Annotated in this window: 21 protein-coding genes; 8 read left to right on the forward strand and 13 right to left on the reverse strand. The window is 71.2% G+C overall.

Features of this window, described 5'->3' with window-relative positions; all coding sequences use genetic code 11:
• Window positions 1-17 precede the first annotated feature (17 nt).
• The 5 genes from ACQPZW_RS10170 to ACQPZW_RS10190 form a co-directional block, all read right to left on the reverse strand.
• Complete coding sequence (locus ACQPZW_RS10170) at window positions 18-1,184, reverse strand: monooxygenase (protein WP_433794576.1); 1,167 nt, start codon at window positions 1,182-1,184, stop codon at window positions 18-20.
• 117 nt (window positions 1,185-1,301) lie between these two features.
• Window positions 1,302-1,766 (reverse strand): HAAS signaling domain-containing protein, encoded by a 465-nt coding sequence (locus ACQPZW_RS10175; RefSeq protein WP_433794577.1) that lies wholly within the window; start codon window positions 1,764-1,766, stop codon window positions 1,302-1,304.
• Between the two features lies 1 nt (window position 1,767).
• Window positions 1,768-2,106, reverse strand: a complete 339-nt coding sequence (locus tag ACQPZW_RS10180; protein ID WP_093621946.1) for a PadR family transcriptional regulator — start codon at window positions 2,104-2,106, stop codon at window positions 1,768-1,770.
• A gap of 82 nt (window positions 2,107-2,188) precedes the next feature.
• Window positions 2,189-3,634 carry a glycoside hydrolase family 43 protein gene (locus ACQPZW_RS10185; protein ID WP_433794578.1) on the reverse strand — a complete coding sequence of 482 codons (1,446 nt, stop codon included), beginning with the start codon at window positions 3,632-3,634 and terminating at the stop codon, window positions 2,189-2,191.
• A gap of 100 nt (window positions 3,635-3,734) precedes the next feature.
• On the reverse strand, window positions 3,735-5,084 hold the full coding sequence (locus tag ACQPZW_RS10190) for an L-serine ammonia-lyase (protein ID WP_433794579.1): 1,350 nt from the start codon (window positions 5,082-5,084) through the stop codon (window positions 3,735-3,737).
• A 115-nt stretch (window positions 5,085-5,199) separates the two neighbouring features.
• Between ACQPZW_RS10190 and ACQPZW_RS10195 the strand changes: the two genes are divergently transcribed.
• Entirely contained in the window at window positions 5,200-5,514 is a 315-nt protein-coding gene (locus ACQPZW_RS10195; RefSeq protein ID WP_433794580.1) for a PadR family transcriptional regulator, read from the forward strand.
• Here ACQPZW_RS10195 and ACQPZW_RS10200 read toward each other — a convergent pair.
• The 4 genes from ACQPZW_RS10200 to gabT form a co-directional block, all read right to left on the reverse strand.
• A complete protein-coding gene (locus ACQPZW_RS10200) occupies window positions 5,511-6,362 on the reverse strand; it encodes a glycosyltransferase family 2 protein (protein ID WP_433794581.1) in 852 nt (283 codons plus the stop codon). The genes ACQPZW_RS10195 and ACQPZW_RS10200 overlap by 4 nt on opposite strands.
• Before the next feature lie 160 nt (window positions 6,363-6,522).
• Window positions 6,523-7,275 (reverse strand): SGNH/GDSL hydrolase family protein, encoded by a 753-nt coding sequence (locus tag ACQPZW_RS10205; protein WP_433794582.1) that lies wholly within the window; start codon window positions 7,273-7,275, stop codon window positions 6,523-6,525.
• An 89-nt stretch (window positions 7,276-7,364) separates the two neighbouring features.
• The gene (locus tag ACQPZW_RS10210) at window positions 7,365-8,744 is read right to left on the reverse strand and encodes an NAD-dependent succinate-semialdehyde dehydrogenase (protein WP_433794583.1); all 1,380 of its coding nucleotides are present in this window, start codon (window positions 8,742-8,744) and stop codon (window positions 7,365-7,367) included.
• Window positions 8,741-10,090 (reverse strand): 4-aminobutyrate--2-oxoglutarate transaminase, encoded by a 1,350-nt coding sequence (gene gabT / locus ACQPZW_RS10215; RefSeq protein ID WP_433794584.1) that lies wholly within the window; start codon window positions 10,088-10,090, stop codon window positions 8,741-8,743. Before gabT ends, ACQPZW_RS10210 begins: the two co-directional genes overlap by 4 nt.
• A 44-nt stretch (window positions 10,091-10,134) precedes the next feature.
• Here gabT and ACQPZW_RS10220 point away from each other — a divergent pair, with 44 nt between their 5' ends.
• From ACQPZW_RS10220 to ACQPZW_RS10240, 5 genes are all read left to right on the forward strand, one after another.
• The gene (locus ACQPZW_RS10220; protein WP_433794585.1) at window positions 10,135-11,013 is read left to right on the forward strand and encodes a LysR family transcriptional regulator; all 879 of its coding nucleotides are present in this window, start codon (window positions 10,135-10,137) and stop codon (window positions 11,011-11,013) included.
• Window positions 11,014-11,058: 45 nt separating this feature from the next.
• Window positions 11,059-12,255 carry an FIST signal transduction protein gene (locus ACQPZW_RS10225; RefSeq protein WP_433794586.1) on the forward strand — a complete coding sequence of 399 codons (1,197 nt, stop codon included), beginning with the start codon at window positions 11,059-11,061 and terminating at the stop codon, window positions 12,253-12,255.
• An 11-nt stretch (window positions 12,256-12,266) separates the two neighbouring features.
• Window positions 12,267-14,003, forward strand: coding sequence for a putative bifunctional diguanylate cyclase/phosphodiesterase (locus ACQPZW_RS10230; RefSeq protein ID WP_433794587.1), 1,737 nt, complete (start codon window positions 12,267-12,269; stop codon window positions 14,001-14,003).
• 99 nt (window positions 14,004-14,102) lie between these two features.
• Window positions 14,103-14,402 (forward strand): hypothetical protein, encoded by a 300-nt coding sequence (locus ACQPZW_RS10235; RefSeq protein WP_433794588.1) that lies wholly within the window; start codon window positions 14,103-14,105, stop codon window positions 14,400-14,402.
• Window positions 14,399-14,668 (forward strand): zinc-binding dehydrogenase, encoded by a 270-nt coding sequence (locus ACQPZW_RS10240; protein ID WP_433797500.1) that lies wholly within the window; start codon window positions 14,399-14,401, stop codon window positions 14,666-14,668. Before ACQPZW_RS10235 ends, ACQPZW_RS10240 begins: the two co-directional genes overlap by 4 nt.
• Here ACQPZW_RS10240 and ACQPZW_RS10245 read toward each other — a convergent pair.
• The gene (locus ACQPZW_RS10245; protein ID WP_433794589.1) at window positions 14,649-15,362 is read right to left on the reverse strand and encodes a hypothetical protein; all 714 of its coding nucleotides are present in this window, start codon (window positions 15,360-15,362) and stop codon (window positions 14,649-14,651) included. The genes ACQPZW_RS10240 and ACQPZW_RS10245 overlap by 20 nt on opposite strands.
• Window positions 15,363-15,432: 70 nt before the next feature.
• Entirely contained in the window at window positions 15,433-16,290 is an 858-nt protein-coding gene (locus ACQPZW_RS10250) for a hypothetical protein (protein ID WP_433794590.1), read from the reverse strand.
• A 353-nt stretch (window positions 16,291-16,643) separates the two neighbouring features.
• Between ACQPZW_RS10250 and ACQPZW_RS10255 the strand changes: the two genes are divergently transcribed.
• A complete protein-coding gene (locus ACQPZW_RS10255; RefSeq protein WP_433794591.1) occupies window positions 16,644-16,991 on the forward strand; it encodes a hypothetical protein in 348 nt (115 codons plus the stop codon).
• Between the two features lie 10 nt (window positions 16,992-17,001).
• Here ACQPZW_RS10255 and ACQPZW_RS10260 read toward each other — a convergent pair whose 3' ends face one another.
• The gene (locus tag ACQPZW_RS10260) at window positions 17,002-17,271 is read right to left on the reverse strand and encodes a hypothetical protein (RefSeq protein ID WP_433794592.1); all 270 of its coding nucleotides are present in this window, start codon (window positions 17,269-17,271) and stop codon (window positions 17,002-17,004) included.
• A gap of 257 nt (window positions 17,272-17,528) precedes the next feature.
• Here ACQPZW_RS10260 and ACQPZW_RS10265 point away from each other — a divergent pair, with 257 nt between their 5' ends.
• Window positions 17,529-18,206, forward strand: a complete 678-nt coding sequence (locus ACQPZW_RS10265) for a DivIVA domain-containing protein (protein ID WP_433794593.1) — start codon at window positions 17,529-17,531, stop codon at window positions 18,204-18,206.
• Between the two features lie 55 nt (window positions 18,207-18,261).
• Here the strand turns inward: ACQPZW_RS10265 and ACQPZW_RS10270 are convergent, their stop codons facing one another.
• Window positions 18,262-19,893 (reverse strand): M28 family metallopeptidase, encoded by a 1,632-nt coding sequence (locus tag ACQPZW_RS10270; protein ID WP_433794594.1) that lies wholly within the window; start codon window positions 19,891-19,893, stop codon window positions 18,262-18,264.
• Between the last annotated feature and the right edge of the window lie 305 nt (window positions 19,894-20,198).

Raw genomic sequence — 20,198 nt, forward strand, 5'->3', positions numbered from 1 at the left:
GACGCCCTACATACCCACTACTGCGGCCCGACGACCAGGATTCCCAGGCACATCTCGTCGCTCGTGCCCTCGCCCCACACCACGTACCGTGCGGGCAGTCTCTGCAGTTGCGGCAGCTGCTTGCGCAGCGTCGCGTCGTGGGTGCAGGTCACCCGGACGGTGTCACCCTTGGCGACCTTGATGGGCTTCGCCAGGGGTACGAGCGCCTGGTTGTCGAAGTTGTACTGCGGGACGTCCAGCAGAGTCTGTGCCTTCGCCGTCCCCGGGTTGAGCTCGACCTTGATCGACCGTCCCAGCAGGTGCATGTGACCGGCCGCCATGTAGACCGTGCCGCTCTGCTCGATCGGCTGGTCACAGCTCTGCGTGTCGCCCGATTTCGGCGCCGCGCCGCCGTTGCACCACTGGTTGAGCTGTTTGACCGTCTCCGCGGACTCGGCGCCGAACCGGGTGCCGACGTCGGCGACCGCGGTGTCCCGGTCGCAGAGAGCGCCGGTCTCCCCGGGCGCGCACGGAAGCTCGATCGGGGCCATCACCAGCCCGGTCTCCAGCGGCTTCAACCCGGTCGCGGAGGAGAGGCGCATCTGCATGCCGGACGCGTCGGTGCCGGGGCCGCCGTCGCCCGAGCCGAGCAGGTTGTAGTGCACCTGCATGACGAGCTTGCTGCCGGGCGGCATGGTGAACCCGAACCCGGACGGCATCAGCGTCTCGCCCGCGCCCGGCGCCCAGTGCGCCACCCAGGCCGTCTGACCCTCGACGCCGCTGTCGCCGAAGCAGGTCCAGCCCTCACCGGGCGTGCCGGCGTCCACCCGCGCGGCGGATGTCGCCTGCTCGGGGCTGAGTCGGTAGAAGATCGCGTGGTGCACGATCGCCGCGTTCTGCGGCTGGAACCGGCTGCCGGTCAGGTACGCCGCCTCGGTCAGCCCCGGATCGACGAGGAAGCACCGGTACTCGTCGGTGCCGCCGTTCGGCGCGGCCGGGGTGTACGGCGTCTTCAGACCCACCTCGACGAAGCGCTCGCCCTCGCGAAGCGGGCTTGCCGGTGGTGCCGAGCCGGAGCTGCTGTGGCCGGTGTGCGGGCTGGCCGGCGGCGCGACCGCGGCCGGCTCGGGATCGTTGGTGCCGCACGCGGCCAGAAGCAGTGTGGCGGCGAGTGCGGCGGCGGTGGCGGGACGGGCGAACCTCATTGCGGGCCTCCCCATGGCCGGATGACGAGAGTCAGCCTCATCCTTTCAACCACCACCCTCGCCCGCATATCCGTGGTAACCCGGACGAGACCCTACTAATGGATCATCAGGGTGGTTTCAGGGTCCTACACTCGGCGGCGCCTCTGCTGTCTGCTGGGCCGGTGGGACCGGTCGCTCCGCGGGACCTTCGTCGGTGCGCGCCAGAGTGAGCGCCGCGAAGCAGAAGAAGATCACCACGAGCGCGGTCACCACGCCGATCACCACCCACAACGCGGTCCGCGAGGCGGGGCGGTGCGGTGGTGCCGCGGGCATCGGCGGCGCGGTGGGGAACGGGGCCGGCGCGGTGATCCGGGGCAGGTCGGTCTGGGTGTCGGCGGCGGCCACGATGCTCTCCGGGTCGCCGAGTCGCTCCAGGATCGTCCGGACCTCGGCCTCCGACTCGGCGCCCGACTCGGCCCGCGCGATCTCGATGTGCTCGCGAAGGTCGCCGAGCAGCTCCTCGCGGCGCCCGGCCGGCAGGCGGCTCGCAGCCCGTTCCACCCGCGCCAGATAGGCGGTGACCAGCTCGTCGGTCTGGGTCATCTCAACTCTCCGTTCCCAGGATGCGGTCCACACCGCTGCGGAAGGTGACCCACTCGGTCCGGAAGTGGGTGAGAGCCGCTTCGCCGTCCGCCGTGAGGGTGTAATAGCGCCGTGGTGGGCCGGCCGGAGCCTCCCGCCAGGTGGTCGCGATCCGTCCGTTGCGCCGCAGCCGCGACAACAGCGGATACATCGTCCCCTCGCTGGTGGTCATGCCGAGACCGGTGCTGAGCTGCTGCACCAGCTCGACACCGTAGAGCTCGCGCTTGTCGAGAAGCGCGAGCACGCAGTACTCGATGGTGCCCCGGCGCAGTGCCGTGGTCAGTGCCGCTTCGTCAGTCACGGACACAAGGTACCTTGCGCCGCAAGGTATGGGCAACCGAGAGAGGGGCCGCCGCGGCGGCCCCTCTCTCGTCGTGTGCCGGTCAGCTGGTGATGCGGAACGTGGCGTCGGCCTTCTCAGTGGTGGTGCTGATCGGGTCGATGCGCAGCAGGTAGTCGTAGTGCCGCAGGTAGCGCGTCGGGTAGTTGTACGACTGGAACGACGCCCAGGAGCTGTCGGCCAGCCCGGCCACCTGCTTGAACGTGGCGTCCGCGGCGAACGTCGCGGTGCCGTCGTCGGCGGCGAGCTGCCCGTCGTAGGCGTAGTGCCGCAGGTAGTGGCCGGGGTAGTTGACCGACTCGAACGACACGTAGCCCGAGCTGTTGGCCAGGCCGGGGACGATCCGGAACTGGGAGTCGCGCAGCGGGCTCACGTTCGCGTCGATCCGCACGTCGAAGTTGGAGTGCCGGACGTAGCGGGTCTGGTTGTTGTACGACTGGATCCGCTTCAGCGTCGTGGTGCTCGCGCCCCACTTGGCCAGCACCCGGGTCTCCTCGGCGGCGGTCAGGTTCAGGATCGAGCCGTGCCGCTTCTTGGTGGTGCCGAGGCTGTAGTCGCTACGGGTCGCGAAGTTCGCGGTGCTGCCCAGGTTGGTGGACCGCACCGGCATGTAGCCACGCCCGGTCGCGTACTGGTCGACCCAGAGATGCCACTCGTTGACGCCGTTGGTCTGCGCCCACATCGGGCCCTCGACCACGTTGCCGCCGGTCGCGCCGTTGGAGATGCCGAGGCGTTGCAGGTCGCCGATCTTCGTCCAGGTGCCGAGGATCGAGTTGCCGCCCTCGATGGTGATCTGCCCGTCGGCCGACGCCCGGTAGTAGCGGTAGCCACCGAGGCTGTTCGCCACCTCGACGATCTGGGTGTCGATGATGCCCTGGCCGGATCCCCGGTCGATGTAGAGCTGCGGGGCCGTCACGGTACGGAAGTCGCTGGTCCGGACATACCAGATGCGGTGCTTGGTGACACCGTTGAGCAGGGAGTTGGTGGCCCAGTAGATCACGTAGTCGTTGGTCGCCGGGTTCCAGATGGCCTCCGGGGCCCAGGCGTCACCGGCGCCGGAGATGCCACCGGCCACGTTGATCAGCCGGGGTACCGACCAGTTGACCAGGTCCCTGGACTCCCAGACGACCAGGCTCTTGCTGCCCTTGGTGGAGGCGTCGCCCCACGAGGTGCCGGCGGCGATCCGCAGGTCGGTCGCGATGATCCAGTACTTGTCGCCGGCGGGGGAGCGGACGATGGCGGGGTCACGGACGCCCTTGGTGCCGACCGTGGACAGCAGCACCGGGCCGCCGGCGTTGAGGTCGGTCCAGTTGCGACCGTCCTTGCTGTGGGCCAGGTAGATCTGCTCGCCCTGGCTGGACTCCCCGATGAAGTGGGCCATCAGGTAACCGGTGAACGGGTCGAGGGCGCTGGCGGGGGCGGCCAGGCCCGCGACGAACAGGACGAAGGTGGCTAGGAACGCGCTGATGCGGCTGAAAACTCGGGGCATCGAGAACTCCGATTGTTAGCGCTAACGCACGGGGGAATGTCCCGAAGTGTTGACGCCCGTAACCTGCTTGTCAAGAACTCGTTCGCCGGAGGAAACGTGGTCAGCACTCGGTGACGTTGACGGCCAGCCCGCCGCGTGCGGTCTCCTTGTACTTGTCCTTCATGTCGGCGCCGGTCTCCTTCATGGTCTTGATGACCTTGTCGAGGGAGACGTGGTGGCGGCCGTCGCCGCGCAGCGCCATCTTCGCGGCGGTGACGGCTTTGACTGCGGCCATGCCGTTGCGCTCGATGCACGGGATCTGCACCAGGCCGCCGACCGGGTCGCAGGTCAGGCCCAGGTTGTGCTCCATGCCGATCTCGGCGGCGTTCTCCACCTGCTCCGGGGTGCCGCCGAGCACCTCGGCGAGCCCGGCCGCGGCCATCGCGCACGCCGACCCGACCTCACCCTGGCAGCCCACCTCCGCCCCGGAGATGCTGGCATTGCGTTTGAAGAGCATGCCGATCGCCCCGGCCGTCAACAGGTAGCGGACCACCCCCTCCTTGTCGGCGCCGGGCACGAAATCCAGGTAGTAGCGCAGCACTGCCGGGATGATCCCGGCGGCCCCGTTGGTCGGTGCGGTCACCACCCGGCCGCCCGCCGCGTTCTCCTCGTTCACCGCCATGGCGTAGACGGTCAGCCACTCCATCGCCAGTTCGGCCCGGTCACCGGCCACCCGCAGCTGACGGGCCGTGGCCCCGGCCCGGCGGCGCACCCGCAGACCGCCGGGCAGGACACCCTCGGCGTACAGGCCGGCGTCGACGCAGTCGCTCATCACCTGCCAGATGTCCAGCAGGCCGGAGCGGATCTCCGATTCGGTACGCCGTACGCCCTCGTTCGCCAGCATCAGCCGGGAGATCGACAACCCGGTGGCGCCGGCGTGCCCGAGCAGCTCAGCGGCCGTGCCGAAGGCGTAGGGCAGGCGACCGGGCTCCGGCCGTACCCCCGTGGTCCGGTCATCGACGACGAACCCGCCGCCGACCGAGAAGTAGGTCCTGCGCAGAAGCTCCGTGCCGTCGGTGCGCAGCGCCGTGAAGAGCATCCCGTTGGGATGCCCCGGGAGCGTCCTGCGGCGGTGCAGGACCAGGTCGACGTCCACCTCGCGCTCGCGCAGCAGCCGCAGCCGGCCGTCCGCCCGGATGCGCGCGGCGCGCGCATCCGCCGTGATCACGTCCACCGTCTCCGGTGTGTCGCCTTCGAGCCCGAGGAGTACGGCCTTCGGTGTGCCGTGCCCGTGCCCGGTGGCCCCGAGTGATCCGAACATCTCGGCACGAACCATGGTGACCTGATCGTTTCCGGTCAAGTGTGCGGCGAAGAGGCGCGCCGCCCGCATCGGGCCCACGGTGTGTGAGCTGGACGGGCCGATACCCACGGAGAACAGGTCGAAGACGGAGATGTGCTGCTCAGGGCTCACGATGCACTCCTTTGTGCGCCGACGGCCGGGGGAAGCCGACGGAGTTGGTTACGTGAGCGGGGGTGTCCGCGGTTCAGTGACTTGACCCTATGTAGAGTTACGATAGAGTGGCCGGATGCGGATCACGATACCGACGGCCCGGATTCTCGCGGCGCTGCTCGCCGAGCCCGGCGCGGACCGGTACGGCCTCGAGCTGATGCAGGCGACCGGCCTGGCCAGCGGAAGCCTCTACCCGATCCTGCACCGCCTCCAGGGCGCCGGATGGGTCGAGGCCCGCTGGGAGGACGTCGACCCGGCCGTGCAGGGCCGGCCCGCCCGCCGCTTCTACCGCCTCACCGCGGACGGTGTCGTCAACGCCCGGCAGGCGCTCGCCGAGCTACGCGCCCAGACCAGCGTCCCGGGTGCGTCCACCCAGGTCAAACCGGCTTAGACCCGATCGCAGGCGCTGGACATCGGGTTCTTGCGGGCGAGCGCTGGGGGCAGCTCGTGCCGCCGGTGGTGGTCGGTGTGCAGCCAGCGCATCATCGGATACATCGCCAGCAGGAACCGGGCGGTCATCCAGGCGCGGGCGTACGATCCCCGCCGCACCCGGCCGATGTGCTGGGCGTACCCGCGCTCGGTCATCAGCAGGTAGTGCCGGAACCCGGCGAAGTCACCCTTCACTCGGCGTGACGACGTGCCGGCCACCAGCCCCCGGGCGTAGCGCACCGAGAAGCCGCCCGCCCGCAGGTGCATGCCGAGGTCCAGGTCCTCGTGGAACCGCTCGTCGGCGCAGAGCGTCGCCGCCACCGCGTGCCAGATCGGCCGGCGGATCGCCATGTTCGCCCCGAAGATCCAGTCGAGGCGCCCGTTCGGGACCGTCCACAGCCCGCGGACGATCGCGTCGCCCCGCGCCGCCACCCGTGGCAGCGTCACGTCGTAATAGCGGACCGGGCCGGTCGCCGCGTCCACCGACGGATCGCCGAACGTCGCCTCCACCTCGGCCAGATGGCCGGCCGGCAGCCGGGTGTCCGCGTCGATCCGCACGATCACGTCACCGGTCGCCGCGTTCAGGCCCCGATTACGGGCGTGCTGGACACCCTGCCGCTCCTCGCCGAGAACGATCACCCGATCCCGGAAGTCGTGCAGGATCTCCGCCGTGCGGTCGGTCGAGTTGTTGTCGACGACGATCACCTCGTCGGCGGCCCGGGACTGCGCCAGAACAGCGTCCAGGCAGGCGCCGATCATGAACTCTTCGTTGTACGCGGGAATGACGACAGAGATGCGCAGCCGCGACATCGATCCTCCGATGCTCGTATTGGCGAGCATGATTCCGCGCAGCTCATGGACGGTACAACTGCCGTCGGGATACGGGCGGATGGCGGATCGATGAGCAGGTGGAGACCGGGCTGCGCCGATCACGGCGCGGCCCCGGAAAGGGATCAGAGGTCGCCTGCGGTCAGGCGGTGATCGGCGTCCACGTCGCGAACTTCGGCAGGCGGTCGTCGCCCGACGAGCGGCCACGGAGCCGCCGGTTGATCCACGGCAGGACGTGCTCGCCGTAGTAGCGCGCCTCACCCAGGACGCGGAACGCGGGCGCCGGGCCCGGGTCGAGCGTGTGCGGCGGCGCGGGGTGGCCGAGGGCGCCGAGCACCAGCGAGGCCACCCGGCGATGACCGGCGGCGTTGAGGTGCAGACGGTCGGCCGACCAATACACCCGGCGGCGCAGCTCGACGTCACGGAAACAGTCGACGAACGTCACGTCGTAGCGCGGAAGCAGCTCGGACACCGCGGCCGTGAGGGTCTCGCCGCGCTGCCGGAAGGTGCTGCCGAACGGCAGGTGGTCGGACGGGTCGGCGCCGCTCAGGACGACCAGGCGCACACCGGCCTCGGCACAGCGCCGCACGGCGTGCTCGGTCAGCTCGACCAGGCGCTCCAGGGAGACGCCCCGGCGCAGCATGTCGTTGCCACCGCCGTTGAAGGTGATCAGCGTCGGCGCGGGGGAGAGGGCGAGGGCCGCCTCGAGTTGGTCGGCGACGATCGGCTCGAGCAGGCGGCCGCGGATGGCGAGATTCGCATACTCCACCGGACCGTCGGCGATCTCGGACAGGCCGGCGGCGACCAGATCGGCCCAGCCGCGCTCGGTGCCGTCGGGCAGGGTGTCGCCCAATCCCTCGGTGAAACTGTCGCCGATCGCCACGTACCGCCTCATGGCTGGGACGCTATACGACCGAACGGTCGCAAAGCTAACCATCGCGACGGCGACCTGCGTCACGAATGCCACAGGCCGCCGCCGGAAGATCAGGCGGGCCAGTCCACGCTCAGGTATTGCGTCTCCTGGAACTCGCGCAGCCCCTCCCGGGCGCCCTCGCGGCCCAGGCCGCTCTGCTTGACGCCGCCGAACGGCGCCGACGGATCGGAGACCAGGCCACGGTTGACGCCGACCATGCCGGCGTCGACAGCCTCACCGAGGCGCAGGGCGCGGGCCAGGTCACCGGAGAAGACGTACGCGGCCAGGCCGTACTCACTGTCGTTGACCAGCTCCAGCAGCTCCTCCTCGTCCGACCAGGTGGTGATCGCCGCGACCGGCCCGAAGATCTCCTCCCGCAGGATCGCCGCGTCGGCCGGCACGTCGACCAGCACGGTCGGCGGATAGAAGTGGCCGGGCGCGTCCGGCAGCGTCGCCTGGTGACTGATCCGCGCGCCGGCCGCGATCGCCTCGTCCACGGTCCGGGTCACCCGGCGCAGTGCGGCCGCGCTGATCAGCGGCCCGATCGCGGCCCCGTCGGCGGCCGGTCCGACGGTCAGCCTCTCCACTGCCGCACCGAGGCGGGCCACGAAGGCGGTCGCGATCGACCGGTGCACGTAGAACCGGTTCGCCGCGGTGCAGGCCTGCCCGCCGTTGCGGAACTTCGCGATCATCGCCCCCGCGACGGCCGCTTCCAGGTCGGCGTCCCCGGCGACGATGAACGGCGCGTTCCCGCCCAGCTCCATCGACGAGTTGACGACCCGCTCGGCGGCGTGCCGCAGCAGCACCCGGCCCACGGCGGTGCTGCCGGTGAACGAGATCTTCCGGACCCGCTCGTCGTTCAGCCACGCGCCGACCACGCCGGCCGAGTCGGTCGTGGTGACCACCGTGATCACGCCGTCCGGCAGGCCGGCCTCGGTCAGCAGTGCCGCGATGGCCAGGGCGGTCAGCGGGGTCTCGGCGGCCGGCTTGACCACGGCGGTGCAGCCGGCGGCGAGCGCCGGGCCGATCTTGCGGGTGATCATCGCGGCCGGGAAGTTCCACGGCGTGACCAGCGCGGCGACACCGACGGGGCGATGCGTGACGAGGGTACGGGTCCCGCCCGCCGGTGACTCGCCGAAGTCCCCTCCGGGCCGCACCGCCTCCTCGGCGAACCAGCGGAAGAACTCCGCCGCGTACGTCACCTCGCCGGTCGCGTCCGACAGCGACTTGCCGTTCTCCCGGCTGATCAGCGTGGCCAGTTCATCGCGATCGCGGATCATCAGCTCGAACGTCCTGTGCAGGATCTCCGACCGGCGGCGGGGCGGTGTCCTCGACCACGACCGGAACGCGGCGGCCGCCGCATCCACCGCCTCGACAGCGCCCGGGACGCCGGTGTCCTCCACCGCCCCGATCACCGCGAGCGTCGCCGGATCGACCACCTCGAACGTCATCGGATCTCCTCGAGGGCGGCGGCGATCACGTCGAACGCGTCGTCGAGCAGGGCATCGCTGATCGTCAGCGGGGGCAGGAAACGCAGCACATTGCCGTACGTGCCGCAGGTCAGCACGATCACGCCCCGGCTGTGCGCGGCCTTCGCGACGTCCCGCGCCAGCCGGGGATCCGGTTCCGAGCCGCCGGAACGGACGAGCTCCACGGCCAGCATGGCGCCTCTGCCCCGTACCTCCCCGATCCTGTCGTCCTTCTCCTGGATCGCCGTCAGGCGGCCCTTGACCAGCGTCTCGATCTCGCGCGCCCGGGCGGTCAGGCCGTCCTCCTCGATCGCCGCGATCGCGGCCAGCGCCGCGGCGCAGGCGATCGGGTTGCCGCCGTAGGTGCCGCCCAGGCCGCCCTCGTGCGGCGCCGACATGATCTCGGCCCGCCCGGTGACCGCCGACAGCGGCAGCCCACCGGCGATGCCCTTGGCCGTGACGATCAGGTCCGGCACGACGCCCTCACGCTCGCAGGCGAACAGGTCGCCGGTCCGGGCGAACCCGGTCTGCACCTCGTCGGCCACGAACACCACGCCGCCGGCCCGGCACCAGGCCGCGAGCGCGGGCAGGAACCCGGGCGCCGGCTCGATGAACCCGCCCTCGCCCTGGATCGGCTCGACGACCAGCGCGGCCAGGTTCTCCACACCGATCTGCTTCTCGATCTGGTCGACGGCCCGCGCCGCGGCGGCCGCCCCGTCGACGGCGCCGTCCCGGTACGGATACGACCCGCCGACCCGGTAGACCTCCGGCGCGAACGGACCGAACGTGTGCTTGTACGGCTTGTTCTTCGCGGTCATCGCCAGGGTCAGGTTGGTCCGCCCGTGATAGGCGTGGTCGAACACCACGACCGCGTCCCGGCCGGTCCACGCCCGTGCGATCTTCACGGCGTTCTCGACCGCCTCGGCACCGGAGTTGAACAGTGCCGTCCGCTTGTCGTGGTCGCCCGGGGTGAGCCGGTTCAGGGCCTCGGCGACGGCCACGTACCCGTCGTACGGCGTCACCATGAAGCAGGTGTGGGTGAACGCCGCGACCTGCTCGGTCACCGCGGCCACCACGCGCGGGTCGGCCGCCCCCACCGTGGTCACGGCGATGCCGGAGCCGAGGTCGACGAGGTGGTTGCCGTCGACGTCGACGACGATGCCCCCGCCGGCCGCGGCGGCGAAGACCGGCATCGTGGTGCCCACGCCGCCGGCGACCGCCGACGTCTTGCGGGCCATCAGCTCCCGGGATCGTGGGCCGGGCAGTTCGGTGACCAGCCGGCGCTGTTGCTCAATGCTCACGCGGTTCAGTGTCGGGCCACCGGCCATGCCCGTCCATTACCGTGATGGCAGCCCGACTATGCCTGGGAGGCATGATGGAGTTGCGTCACCTCCGATACTTCGTCGCCACCGCCGAAGCGGGGACGGTCAGTGGCGCGGCCGCCCGCCTGCACCTCACCCAACCCGGCCTGTCCCGCCAGCTCCGCCAGCTGGAGAAGGACCTCGGCGTGCCGCTCTTCGACCGGTCGACCAGCCGGCTGGAGCTGTCGACGACCGGTCGGGCGCTCCTACCGCAAGCCCGTGACCTGCTGCAACGCGCTGACGCTCTGAAGGTGGCCGCGTCCTTCCACGCCCTCGGCCGGCTGGAACGGCTGACCATCGGCGCGCCCACCGTGACACTGACCGACGTTGTCGCCCCGTTCATCGCCACCCTGGCGCCGGACGACCCCACGACCGACGTGCTCGGCGCCGACGGCCTGACCCCCGCCGAGACGCTGCGGCTCGGCGCTGACCTGGCCATCGGCACCATCCCGGCCCCGCCGCCGCTGCACGGGACGGCCCTCGCGGTCCTGCCGGTCTGGGCGTACGTCCCCGCCGGCCATCCGTGGGCCGGCCGCGACCGGATCGCCCTCGCCGACCTGCTGAACGAGCCGCTGATCCTGCTCCCGCCCGCGTTCACGGCCCGCCAGTCCTGGGAGGCCGCCGTCGCCGGAGCCCCGCACCAGCGCATCGAAGCCGCCAACGGGACCGTCGCCCAGGCCCTCGCCGCCGCGGGCCGGGGCATCGCGATCGCCTCCGACGACCCCCGCTACGGCCTGATCCCCCTGGCCGTCGAGACGGACGGCCGCCTGCTCTCCATCCGGCTGCGCGCGGTCTGGGACTCCCGGCACGCCGCCGCCACCACCATCGAGGACTTCGCCGCCCGCCTGGGCCGCTTCATCCGCGACCGCTACGACGCCCCCGTCACCTGACCCGGTGACCTCAGGTTCGGCCCTGGGGTGCCGATTCGGGGCGTCATGGATCGCGTCTTCAGCTCTGACCTGGACGGCCGTTGGTTCGGCACGGGACACAGCACGCTGACCGACCCGGCCGCGGCCGGGAACGAAGCGGCTGCCGCAGCGTTCGAGGGGCGTACACCCGTGGTGGTGTTCGTGTTCTGTTCGGTCGGCTATCACGTGCCGGAGTTGTTCGACGGCATCCGGGCACGGGTCGGCGCCGACACCGTGATCGTCGGCTGCACCACGTCGGGACAGATCGGGGGTGGCGCCGTCAGCCGGGACGGGGTGTCGGTCACCGCCTGGGGTGGGGACGGGTTCACCGTACGCACCCATGTCTCGCGCAACGTCTCGGGCCGGCTGCGTGACGCCGGGGTGGAGGCCGCGTCCTGCCTCGGTGCCGTCGACCAGTCGCATCGCGCGCTGATGATGCTCTGCGACGGGCTGACCGGCAACCAGCACGAGATCGTGCGCGGCGCCTTCTCGGTGGCCGGCGCCGTCGTGCCGCTCGTCGGCGGCTGCGCCGGTGACCATCTCACCTACGTCCGCACCTACCAGTTCCACGGCGACCGCGACGGCGTCGAGATCCTCTCCGACGCGGTGATCGGCGTCGCCGTCGGCTCGGACGCGCCGCTCGGCGTCGGCATCGCGCACGGCTGGCGCAAGCAGGGCGAAGCGATGATCGTGACCAGCAGCCGGGAGGGCCGCATCCACGAGCTGGACGGCGAGCCGGCCCTCGACGTGTTCCTGCGGCGGCTCGGGGCCGACGACACGCTCCTCGACGACGAGGAGGCGTTCCGGCAGGCGGCGTTCCTGCATCCGCTCGGGCTGTCCCGGCGCAGCGGTGAGGACATCCGCGTCATCCACTCCGGAAACCGGGCCGACCGGTCGCTGGTCTGCCTGGCCGACGTGCCGCAGGGCGCCCTCGCCTGGGTGATGGAGAGCGACACCGGCGCGCTCGTCGAGGCCGCCGGGCAGGCCGCCGAGCAGGCCGCCGGCGCTCTCGGGGGCCGGCAGGCGATCGGCACGATGGTCTTCGACTGCGCCGCCCGGCGGATCGCGATCGGTGAGGACGGCGTCGGGCCGGAACACGACATCATCGCCAAGGCGATCCCGAACGTGCCGTTCGGCGGCTTCTACAGCACCGGCGAGATCGCCCGGGTCCGCGGCGCGCTGGGCATGCACCACTTCACCGTGGTCACGCTCGCGCTGGCCTGAAGGGGGTCGATGTGAACCACTGGTCCACGCATCAGCTCACCGAGTTCTTCGCCGCCGTCTGCGAGTCCCAGGACGAGCGCGCCGCCATCACCCTCGCCGTGGAGCGCGCCGCCGAGGTGCTGGAGGCCGAGGTCGGCGCGGTGCTCCGTGGCGACCGGGTCGAGGTGGCCCGCGGGGTAGACCGTGACCTGCTCGACGGGGCGCTGCCGGCCGGCCCGGTGGCCCTGCTGTCGCTGCCGGGGCTCGACGACCTCAACGTCTGGACCGCGCGGTTCGGCGCCGAACCGCGCGGATCCCTGATGGTCGCCCGCGCCGGTGACCCGCTCGACCCGGAGGAACGGCAGCTCCTGCAGGCCATGGCCCAGACGCTGGGCCTGGCGCTGTCCAACATCGCCCTGCTCACCGCCGAGCGCCGGCTGCGCGAGGAACGCGAACGCGAGGCCGCCGAACGGCTGGCCCTCGTGCAGTCGCTGCGCGAGGCGCGGCACGACTCGCTGACCGGCCTGCCAACGCGGGTGCTGTTCCTGGAGATCCTCGCCGAGAAGCTGCACCAGGACGTCCCCACCAGCGTCCTCTTCATCGACCTGGACCGGTTCAAGGCGGTCAACGACAGCCTCGGCCACCGGGCCGGCGACGACCTGCTCGGCCACGTGGCCGCCCGGATCCGGGACTGTCTGCGGCCGGTCGACACCGGCGCCCGGATCGGCGGCGACGAGTTCGCGGTGCTGCTCGACGACACTGGCCCGGAGGCCGCGGTCCCGGTCGCGTGGCGGATCATCGAGGCGCTGCGCCGCCCGTTCCGGATCGCCGGCCGGGACGTCTTCATCGGCGCCAGCATCGGCATCGCCACCGGCGCCTCCGGGTTCGACGCCGACGACCTGCTCGGCAACGCCGACGTCGCGATGTACCGGGCCAAGAAGGACGGGCCGGGCAAGGTCGTCGTCTTCGAGCCGGCCATGCACGCCGAGGCCCTGGCCCGCCTCACCCTCACCGCCGACCTGCGGCACGCGCTCGCCGCCGACCAGTTCCGGCTCCTCTACCAGCCGCTGATCCGGCTCGACAGCGGGCGGGCCACCGGGGTCGAGGCGCTGATCCGCTGGAACCGGCCCGGTACGGGCAACGTGCCCCCGGCCGGGTTCCTGCCGCTCGCCGAGGAGAACGGCATGATCGCCGACATCGGCCGCTGGGTGCTCCGGACAGCCGGCGAGCAGGCCGCACGGTGGCGGCGGACCATCCCCGAGCTCACCCTCAACGTCAACGTGTCCGGGCGCGAGCTCGTCGACCCGCGGTTCGCCGCCGACGTCGAACGGACCCTCGCCGAGTGCGGGCTGCCGGCCGCCTCGGTCACCCTGGAACTGACCGAGTCGGTGCTGATGACCGATCCGCGTACCGCCATCGCCTGCCTCACCGACCTGCGTGACCTGGGTGTCGGCCTGGCCATCGACGACTTCGGCACCGGCTACTCGTCGCTGTCCTACCTGCAGCGGCTGCCCGTCGACGAGCTGAAGATCGACCGGGCGTTCATCAGCCGGGCCGAGCCGACCACCGCCGACCTGGCCGTCATCCGCACCGTCGTGGAACTGGCCCGCACGCTGAAGCTGCGGACCGTCGTCGAGGGCGTCGAGACGGAGGAGCAGCATCTGGCGATGCGGCAGCTGGGCTGCGACTACGGGCAGGGCTACCACCTGTGCCGGCCGATCGAGCGGGAGAGTGTCCCGGCCGCCTTCCAAGGCGCGCTCACGGGCTGAGGCGGCGACGGGAGCGGCCCGGCGGCATCCTGAAACGGCGCTTGAACGCGAACTCGGAGCCGTAGCCGACCTGTCCGGCGACGGTACGGCGGACCGTCCGTGATCCACGAGGACGAGGTCGAACCACCCGTCCCCGGCACCGGCGAAGTCCTGCTGCGGGTGGCCGCCACCACGTTCAACCCGTCCGAAACCGGTCTGCGCCGTGGCCTGCTCCGGTCGATCGTCCCGGTCGAGTTGCCGTACACGGGACCGGCGCGATCGGCCGCTTCGCCGCGCAGCTGGCCCGGCACGCGGGCGCGCACGTCACCGTCGTCGCGCGGTCGAACGGCGAGGCGGCGGTCGGGCCGGTCGACGCCTACCTCCACCTGGTCCCGGCCGCTCCCGGGCACACCGGGCTGATCCGGCCCGGCGGTGTGCTGGTCTCCGTGACGACCCCGGCCGATCAGCTGCCGGACGGCGACTTCCGGTCCGTGCACTTCATCGTCCGCAACGACACCGCCGATCTGGCCGCGATGCTGGATCTGGTCGCGGCCGGCACGATCCACATCGACATCGACATCGCCGGGCGACGGCCGCTGACCGATCTCGCCGCAGTCCACGAGGAGGCCGAGAGCGGCCGCCTGCCCGGGAAGACGTTGCTCCTGCCTACCCGAGATCCCAGTTGAGCTGCCGGGGGTCCCGGCGGCCGGTGGCGATGGCGATCGCCTCGGTCACCCGCTGAGCGGTCGCCGGCTCACCGGCGAGCACGGCATCGGCCCCCGGGTCGGCCGGCTGTCCGCCGGCGAGGCGCGCGGCCAGGGCTACCAGCTGCCGGTCCCGTTCCGGCACGTCGGCGGCCGCCGCGAACTCCACCACCGCCGCCCAGTCGGAGACCTGGCCCATCCGCACCGTGTCGTTCATGTCCCACACCAGGTCCATGAGCCCGACCAGCTCGCCGAAGCCCGGCCGGTCCGGAACCGCGGTGAAGCTCAGCAGGTACACGGCGGCCGCCCGGCCCGGCGAGGCGCCGGTGAAGACGTCGGTGCGCAGGACCGCCCGGATCCCGTCACCGTCGTAGGAGGCGGCGGTGGTGGGCCGGGGTGGGCGCAGATGCAGCCGCGGAGCCGTCCCGGGGTCGTCCAGCAGCTCCGCCGCCCGCGTGCACTCGGCACAGGGCGGCAGTTCGGCGATGTCGGTGTAGGTGTCGACGAGGTGCATCTCGTACCTGCCGTGGATCGCCCACTGGTCCTGAGCCCAGACCGGACGCTCCGGCGAGGAGCACAGGGTGTAGCCCTCGCTCCCGCCGTCCCCGCCGGCGGCGTCGTCGAGGTCCACGGACAGGTGTCGTAGGGTGCCGTCCGTACAGGGCCGAGGTGTCATCGGATCCTCCTGCCACCTTCAGGGGTAACCCCGTGACCACGAAGCGTATCCATGCCCCGCAACGGGCCGGTCAGCTGAGAGTGGCGGCCTGGAGGTCGATGTTTCCGCAGGACGGGTGGTAGGAGGCGGTGGCCGTCCAGGTGACGGTCACCTCGGCGCCTGCGGGGGCCCGGTAGCGGATCTCGAAGCGGTTCGTGCTGATGCCGTCGCGGTTCTCCAGCGTCCGCGTGGCGGTGGCGCCCGGGACGCTGACCGTCAGGCGGCCGGCGGCCATCCACACACCGGCGTAGACGCGCAGCGTGCGGACGGACGGACCGGCCGGGGCGCGCAGGCTCATGGTTGCGCCCTGGCCGCAGCTGTAGACCCCGGTCGGCGTGCCGGTGGCCGTGCCGGCCGGGCTGCCGCCGGTCCACGTGAAGCGCTGTGGATTGTTGTCGTAGCGGCCGCGGGGTGTGCCACCCAGGTCCTCGATGGCGCCGGCCCCGCGGCGGCGGTTCAGCGACGTGGCGTCGGCCAGACCCCAGTGCGCCCAGTCCTGGCGGCCCTCGGCGCTCAGGTCGACCACCGCGGGAACGGGTGCGGCCGTGACGGACACCGTCGGCGTCACCGGCGCGGCGGAGGAACGCGACGGCGAGGCGGGCGGGTCCTGGTCGGCGACCGGAACCGAAGCGATCTCCGACGGCGAGGGGGAGGGGAGTGGGGCGATCGACACCGGACGGTTCGGCGGCGGCGTCCAGGGGGCGCCGGTCCACAACGGCAGCTCCGCCTCGGGGACGGCCGCTTCCGGGCCGCCGGCCCCGGCGATCTGCATGATGGTGACCACGGCTGTCACGGCGACGGCGGCCGCCGCGGCCAGACGCCACCAGCGGTGACCGGCGCGGTGCCGCCCGGTGATGGCGACGGGACCCGTGCCGTCCTCTCCCTGCACCGCGGCGAACCCCTCACGTCGTCCGGACCGGGAACGCCGATTAACATACGGCCTGCGCCCGCATCTGTCGATCAGACGTCGACGACGATCGCTCTGCTGGCTTCACCTGGGAAAATACGGTGTCGTGGTGGGAATCTCCCGGCCCTCGCGGCGGTCGCGTTCCGTCATGTCGGCACCGAGACGATGCCCACCGGCATCCTGACGCTCCTCGGGCGGAGACCTCGGCGCCTCTCCACCGGCGGCCGGGCTTCTGATCATGCTGGCCGCGCTCGCCCTCTTCCTGGCCGAACCGCTGCTCACCGGGCGTACCCCCGAGGTCATCCGCAGGTGATCGCCCTGGCAAGCTTCGGCAGGTGGAAGCATTGCGGCTGATTCTTCTCTTCATTCACCTGGTCGGCTTCGCCCTGTTGCTCGGCGGCGCCGTCACTCAGTTCGTGTCCGGGCGATTCCGGATCAACCCGGCGATCCTCTGGGGCTCGATCATCCAGCTCGCCAGCGGCATCGCGCTGTCGGCGCCGCTGCGCGGAGGCGAGGACGCCGAGCCCAGCCCGGTCAAGCTCGGCGTGAAACTGCTCTTCGCCGTGCTGATCTTCATCATGGTGTTCATCCCGCGTAAGCGCGAGGAGGTCAACAAGGGCCACTTCATCGGCATCATCACGCTGACCGTGGTGAACGCCGCGGTGGCCGTCTTCTGGCACTGAGCCGGAGACCCTAGGGGCAGTACTCTGCCGCGCCCGCAGCGAAACCCCGGTCGAAACCGAGGTCGAAGCCGCGGGTGTAGTCGGTGGCCTCGTAGGTCTGCGCCCGGATCGGCTTGGCACAGTCGGTCCGGGCGGCACCCAGTCCCTGGTCGAAACCGTCCTGGTAGCCCTGCTTGAACTGGCGGCCGTCGGCCGGGATGGCGAGAGCGGGCGCCGGTGCGACCGGGCCCAGAGCCGCCGTGACCAGCAGCAGCGCGATGCCGAATCGTCTCGCTTTCATGGCCTTCAGAATCTACGCGGCCCGCTCGCCCTCTGTGCGGCGAACGGAAGAACCCGCGGATAGGTGTGATGCGGACGGCGTGGACGTGCGCGTCGCGGCGGGCGCCGGTAGTCTCGGTCGGATTCTTACGGGTAGGAGGCCCGTACGATCACGCCCACGGCAGGGGCACAGGGCCGTTGCGTAGGATTTCTGGCCGCACGACCCAACCGAGGGAACCGAGGAGCACGATGCCGCTCACTCCAGCAGACATTCACAACGTGGCGTTCAAGAAGCCGCCGATCGGGAAGCGCGGATACGACGAGGAGGAGGTCGACGCCTTCCTCGACGAGGTCGAGACCGAGCTGACCCGTCTCCTGGAGGAGAACGGCGCCCTCAAGGACACGCTCCAGCGTGGCGGCGGCGGAGGCGGCGGCGGCAACCCGGCCGCGACGATGGTCCTCAACAACGAGTTCGCCGACCTGGCCGCCCAGTTGGAGCGGCTGCAGGAGGCGCGGGCCCGGGCCGAGCAGAACGCCCGCAACGTGCAGGAGCAGCTCCAGCGTGCCCGCAGCCAGGCGCCGTCGGGGGCGCTGCCGGCGCTCAACGCCGCCGACGACGACCGCAACTCGCGGGTGCTGATGATGGCCCAGCGGACCGCCGACGAGCACATGCGTGACGCGCAGCGTGAGTCCGAGACGCTGATCACCGGCGCCCAGGGCAAAGCCGACCAGCTGGTCAGTGAGGCCCAGATCAAGGCCTCGACCATCGAGGCGGACGCCCGGCGCAACCACACCGAGGCGATGGACAGCCTGGTCGAGAAGCGGGCCGCGGCGCTGGACGAGATCGAGCGGCTGGGCCAGCTCGCCTCCAGCTACCAGGAGGCGCTGACCAACCACGTCCAGCAGCAGTTGATGGACCTGACCGCGGCGCCCGAGCCGGGCGGCCGCGACATCTGACGCCCATGCCGGAAGGAGGCCCGTCCCGTCGCCGGGGCGGGCCTCCTTCGTCAGGTCAGGCTTCCGGGTGGTGCGGCTCGTGGCCGCCGTCACCGGTGTTGAACGTGCCCTGCGGACCGGCCGGGGCCGGCAGCCTGATCGGCTTGCCGGGGACCGGCTTACCCTTCACGCCGTTCACCGACTCGGTCGAGTAGGCGAAGGTGAGCTGGGCGAACGCGATCAGGTCGCTGTTCACTTCGAGGGCCTTGACGTCGAGGTTGGTGATGGTGTCACCGGCCTCGTGGTAATTCGGGTCGAACGACGCTCCCGCCGTGCCGCCCCAGATCGCCGCCTGCTGCTCGGTCTTGACCACCTCGGCGCCGGTGAAGAGACCGCCGGACGGGATGCCCGCCTCGATGAACGCCTGATAGTCACTGCGCCCGGAGAACTCGGCGTCGTCGTACGGCAGCTTCTTCCAGGTGTAGTACGACTCGAACAGGTCCTCGAGCGCGGTCGAGCCCTCCGGCACCACGACCGGCGCCGGGAACGACGACTCGTCCGCGTCGTAGACCTGGAAGATGTAGTTCGGCGAGCCGACCATGTCGTAGTTCAGGTAGAGCGCGATCTTGTCCTTCTCCGCCTGGGACAGCTCCGCGACGTACGCCGCCGAGCCCAGCAGGCCCTCCTCCTCGGCACCCCACCAGGCGAACCGGATGGTGTTCTGCGGCTTCGTCTTCGCCAGGGTCAGCGCCGTCTCCAGGATGGCCGCCGAACCCGAGCCGTTGTCGTTGATGCCCGGGCCCGCGGTCACACTGTCCAGGTGCGAACCGGCCATCACCACGTTGTTGCGGTTCTTGCCGGGCAGCTCGGCGATCACGTTGACGTCGGTCCGGGTCTCGGTCGGCAGCACCCGCACGTGCGCGGTCGAGCCGGCCGCCGCCAGGGCGGAGCCGTCGGCGAAGCTGGCGCCCACCACCGGGATCGTGATGGCCGGGTTGTCACCCAGCGTGCCGACGATCAGGGCCTCACGGGTCGGGTCGTTGCCCTGGTTGAAGATGACCACGGCCTCGGCGCCGGCAGCCTCGGCGTTACCGGCCTTGACCACGAAGTCGCAGCTGCCCCGCTGGATCAGGGCGATGTCGGTGGCGCCGCTGAAGTCCAGGCCGGTGAAGTCGGCCGCCTCGCAGCCACTGGTGCTGGCCCGGTCACCGGTCAGGTTGACGTCGACCGGGACCACCTTGCCGGTGACGTCGCCGGCCGGGCTGTTGGTGAAGGCGCCGGTCTCGTACGACGCGGCCGCCGGGGTGATCTGGTCGAGCACGGCCGGGAACGCGAACTGGAACTCGAACGGGTCCAGGGTGACCTTGTAGCCGGCCTTGCGCAGCAGACCGGACACGTACTTGACGCTGTCCGCATACCCCTTCGTGCCGGCCGCCCGGCTACCCGGGTAGATCGGGTCGGTGCTCCGGTCCGCGATCCTCTGGAACTGCTTGAGGTGCTTGAGCACCCCGTCCACGGTCACGCACTTGAGGACTTCTGCATAGGTGTCGTTGACCTGTTTGGCGCACTTGTCATACCCGTGTCCGTGTCCGTGGCCGCCGGCTGAAGCGGTGGTGGCCGGGGCGACGGTCAGCACGGTGGCGATCGCCGCCGCACTCAGGACACGGATCGAACGGCGCCGGGTTGGCGCCACGTCGTCGTGACTCATCTACGGAATCTCCTGTCCATTTCGGAGCTCGCATCACCGTATGAGAAGGCGGGTGTCGATGGCCACCGGCTGAAATCGGTCCGTCATGAGCGATAAGCGGCGGACCGGAAACGCCCGCGCCACCCAACTGTACGATTCCGGACAGCCCACGAGCGTCCGGATGAACGTCGTCCCCGACCGCACCGCCTGCCCGGAGGCCGGCCCGCTCGTTCGCGGGGCGGCGCTGAGAGGCGGCTGAGAAGTACCGCGACTGCGGTACCCGCGGTGCCCACGCTGGGAGGACGACGGGGCGACGGTTCGGCGAG

Source organism: Actinoplanes sp. CA-252034 (assembly GCF_050956125.1).
Lineage (GTDB): Bacteria > Actinomycetota > Actinomycetes > Mycobacteriales > Micromonosporaceae > Actinoplanes.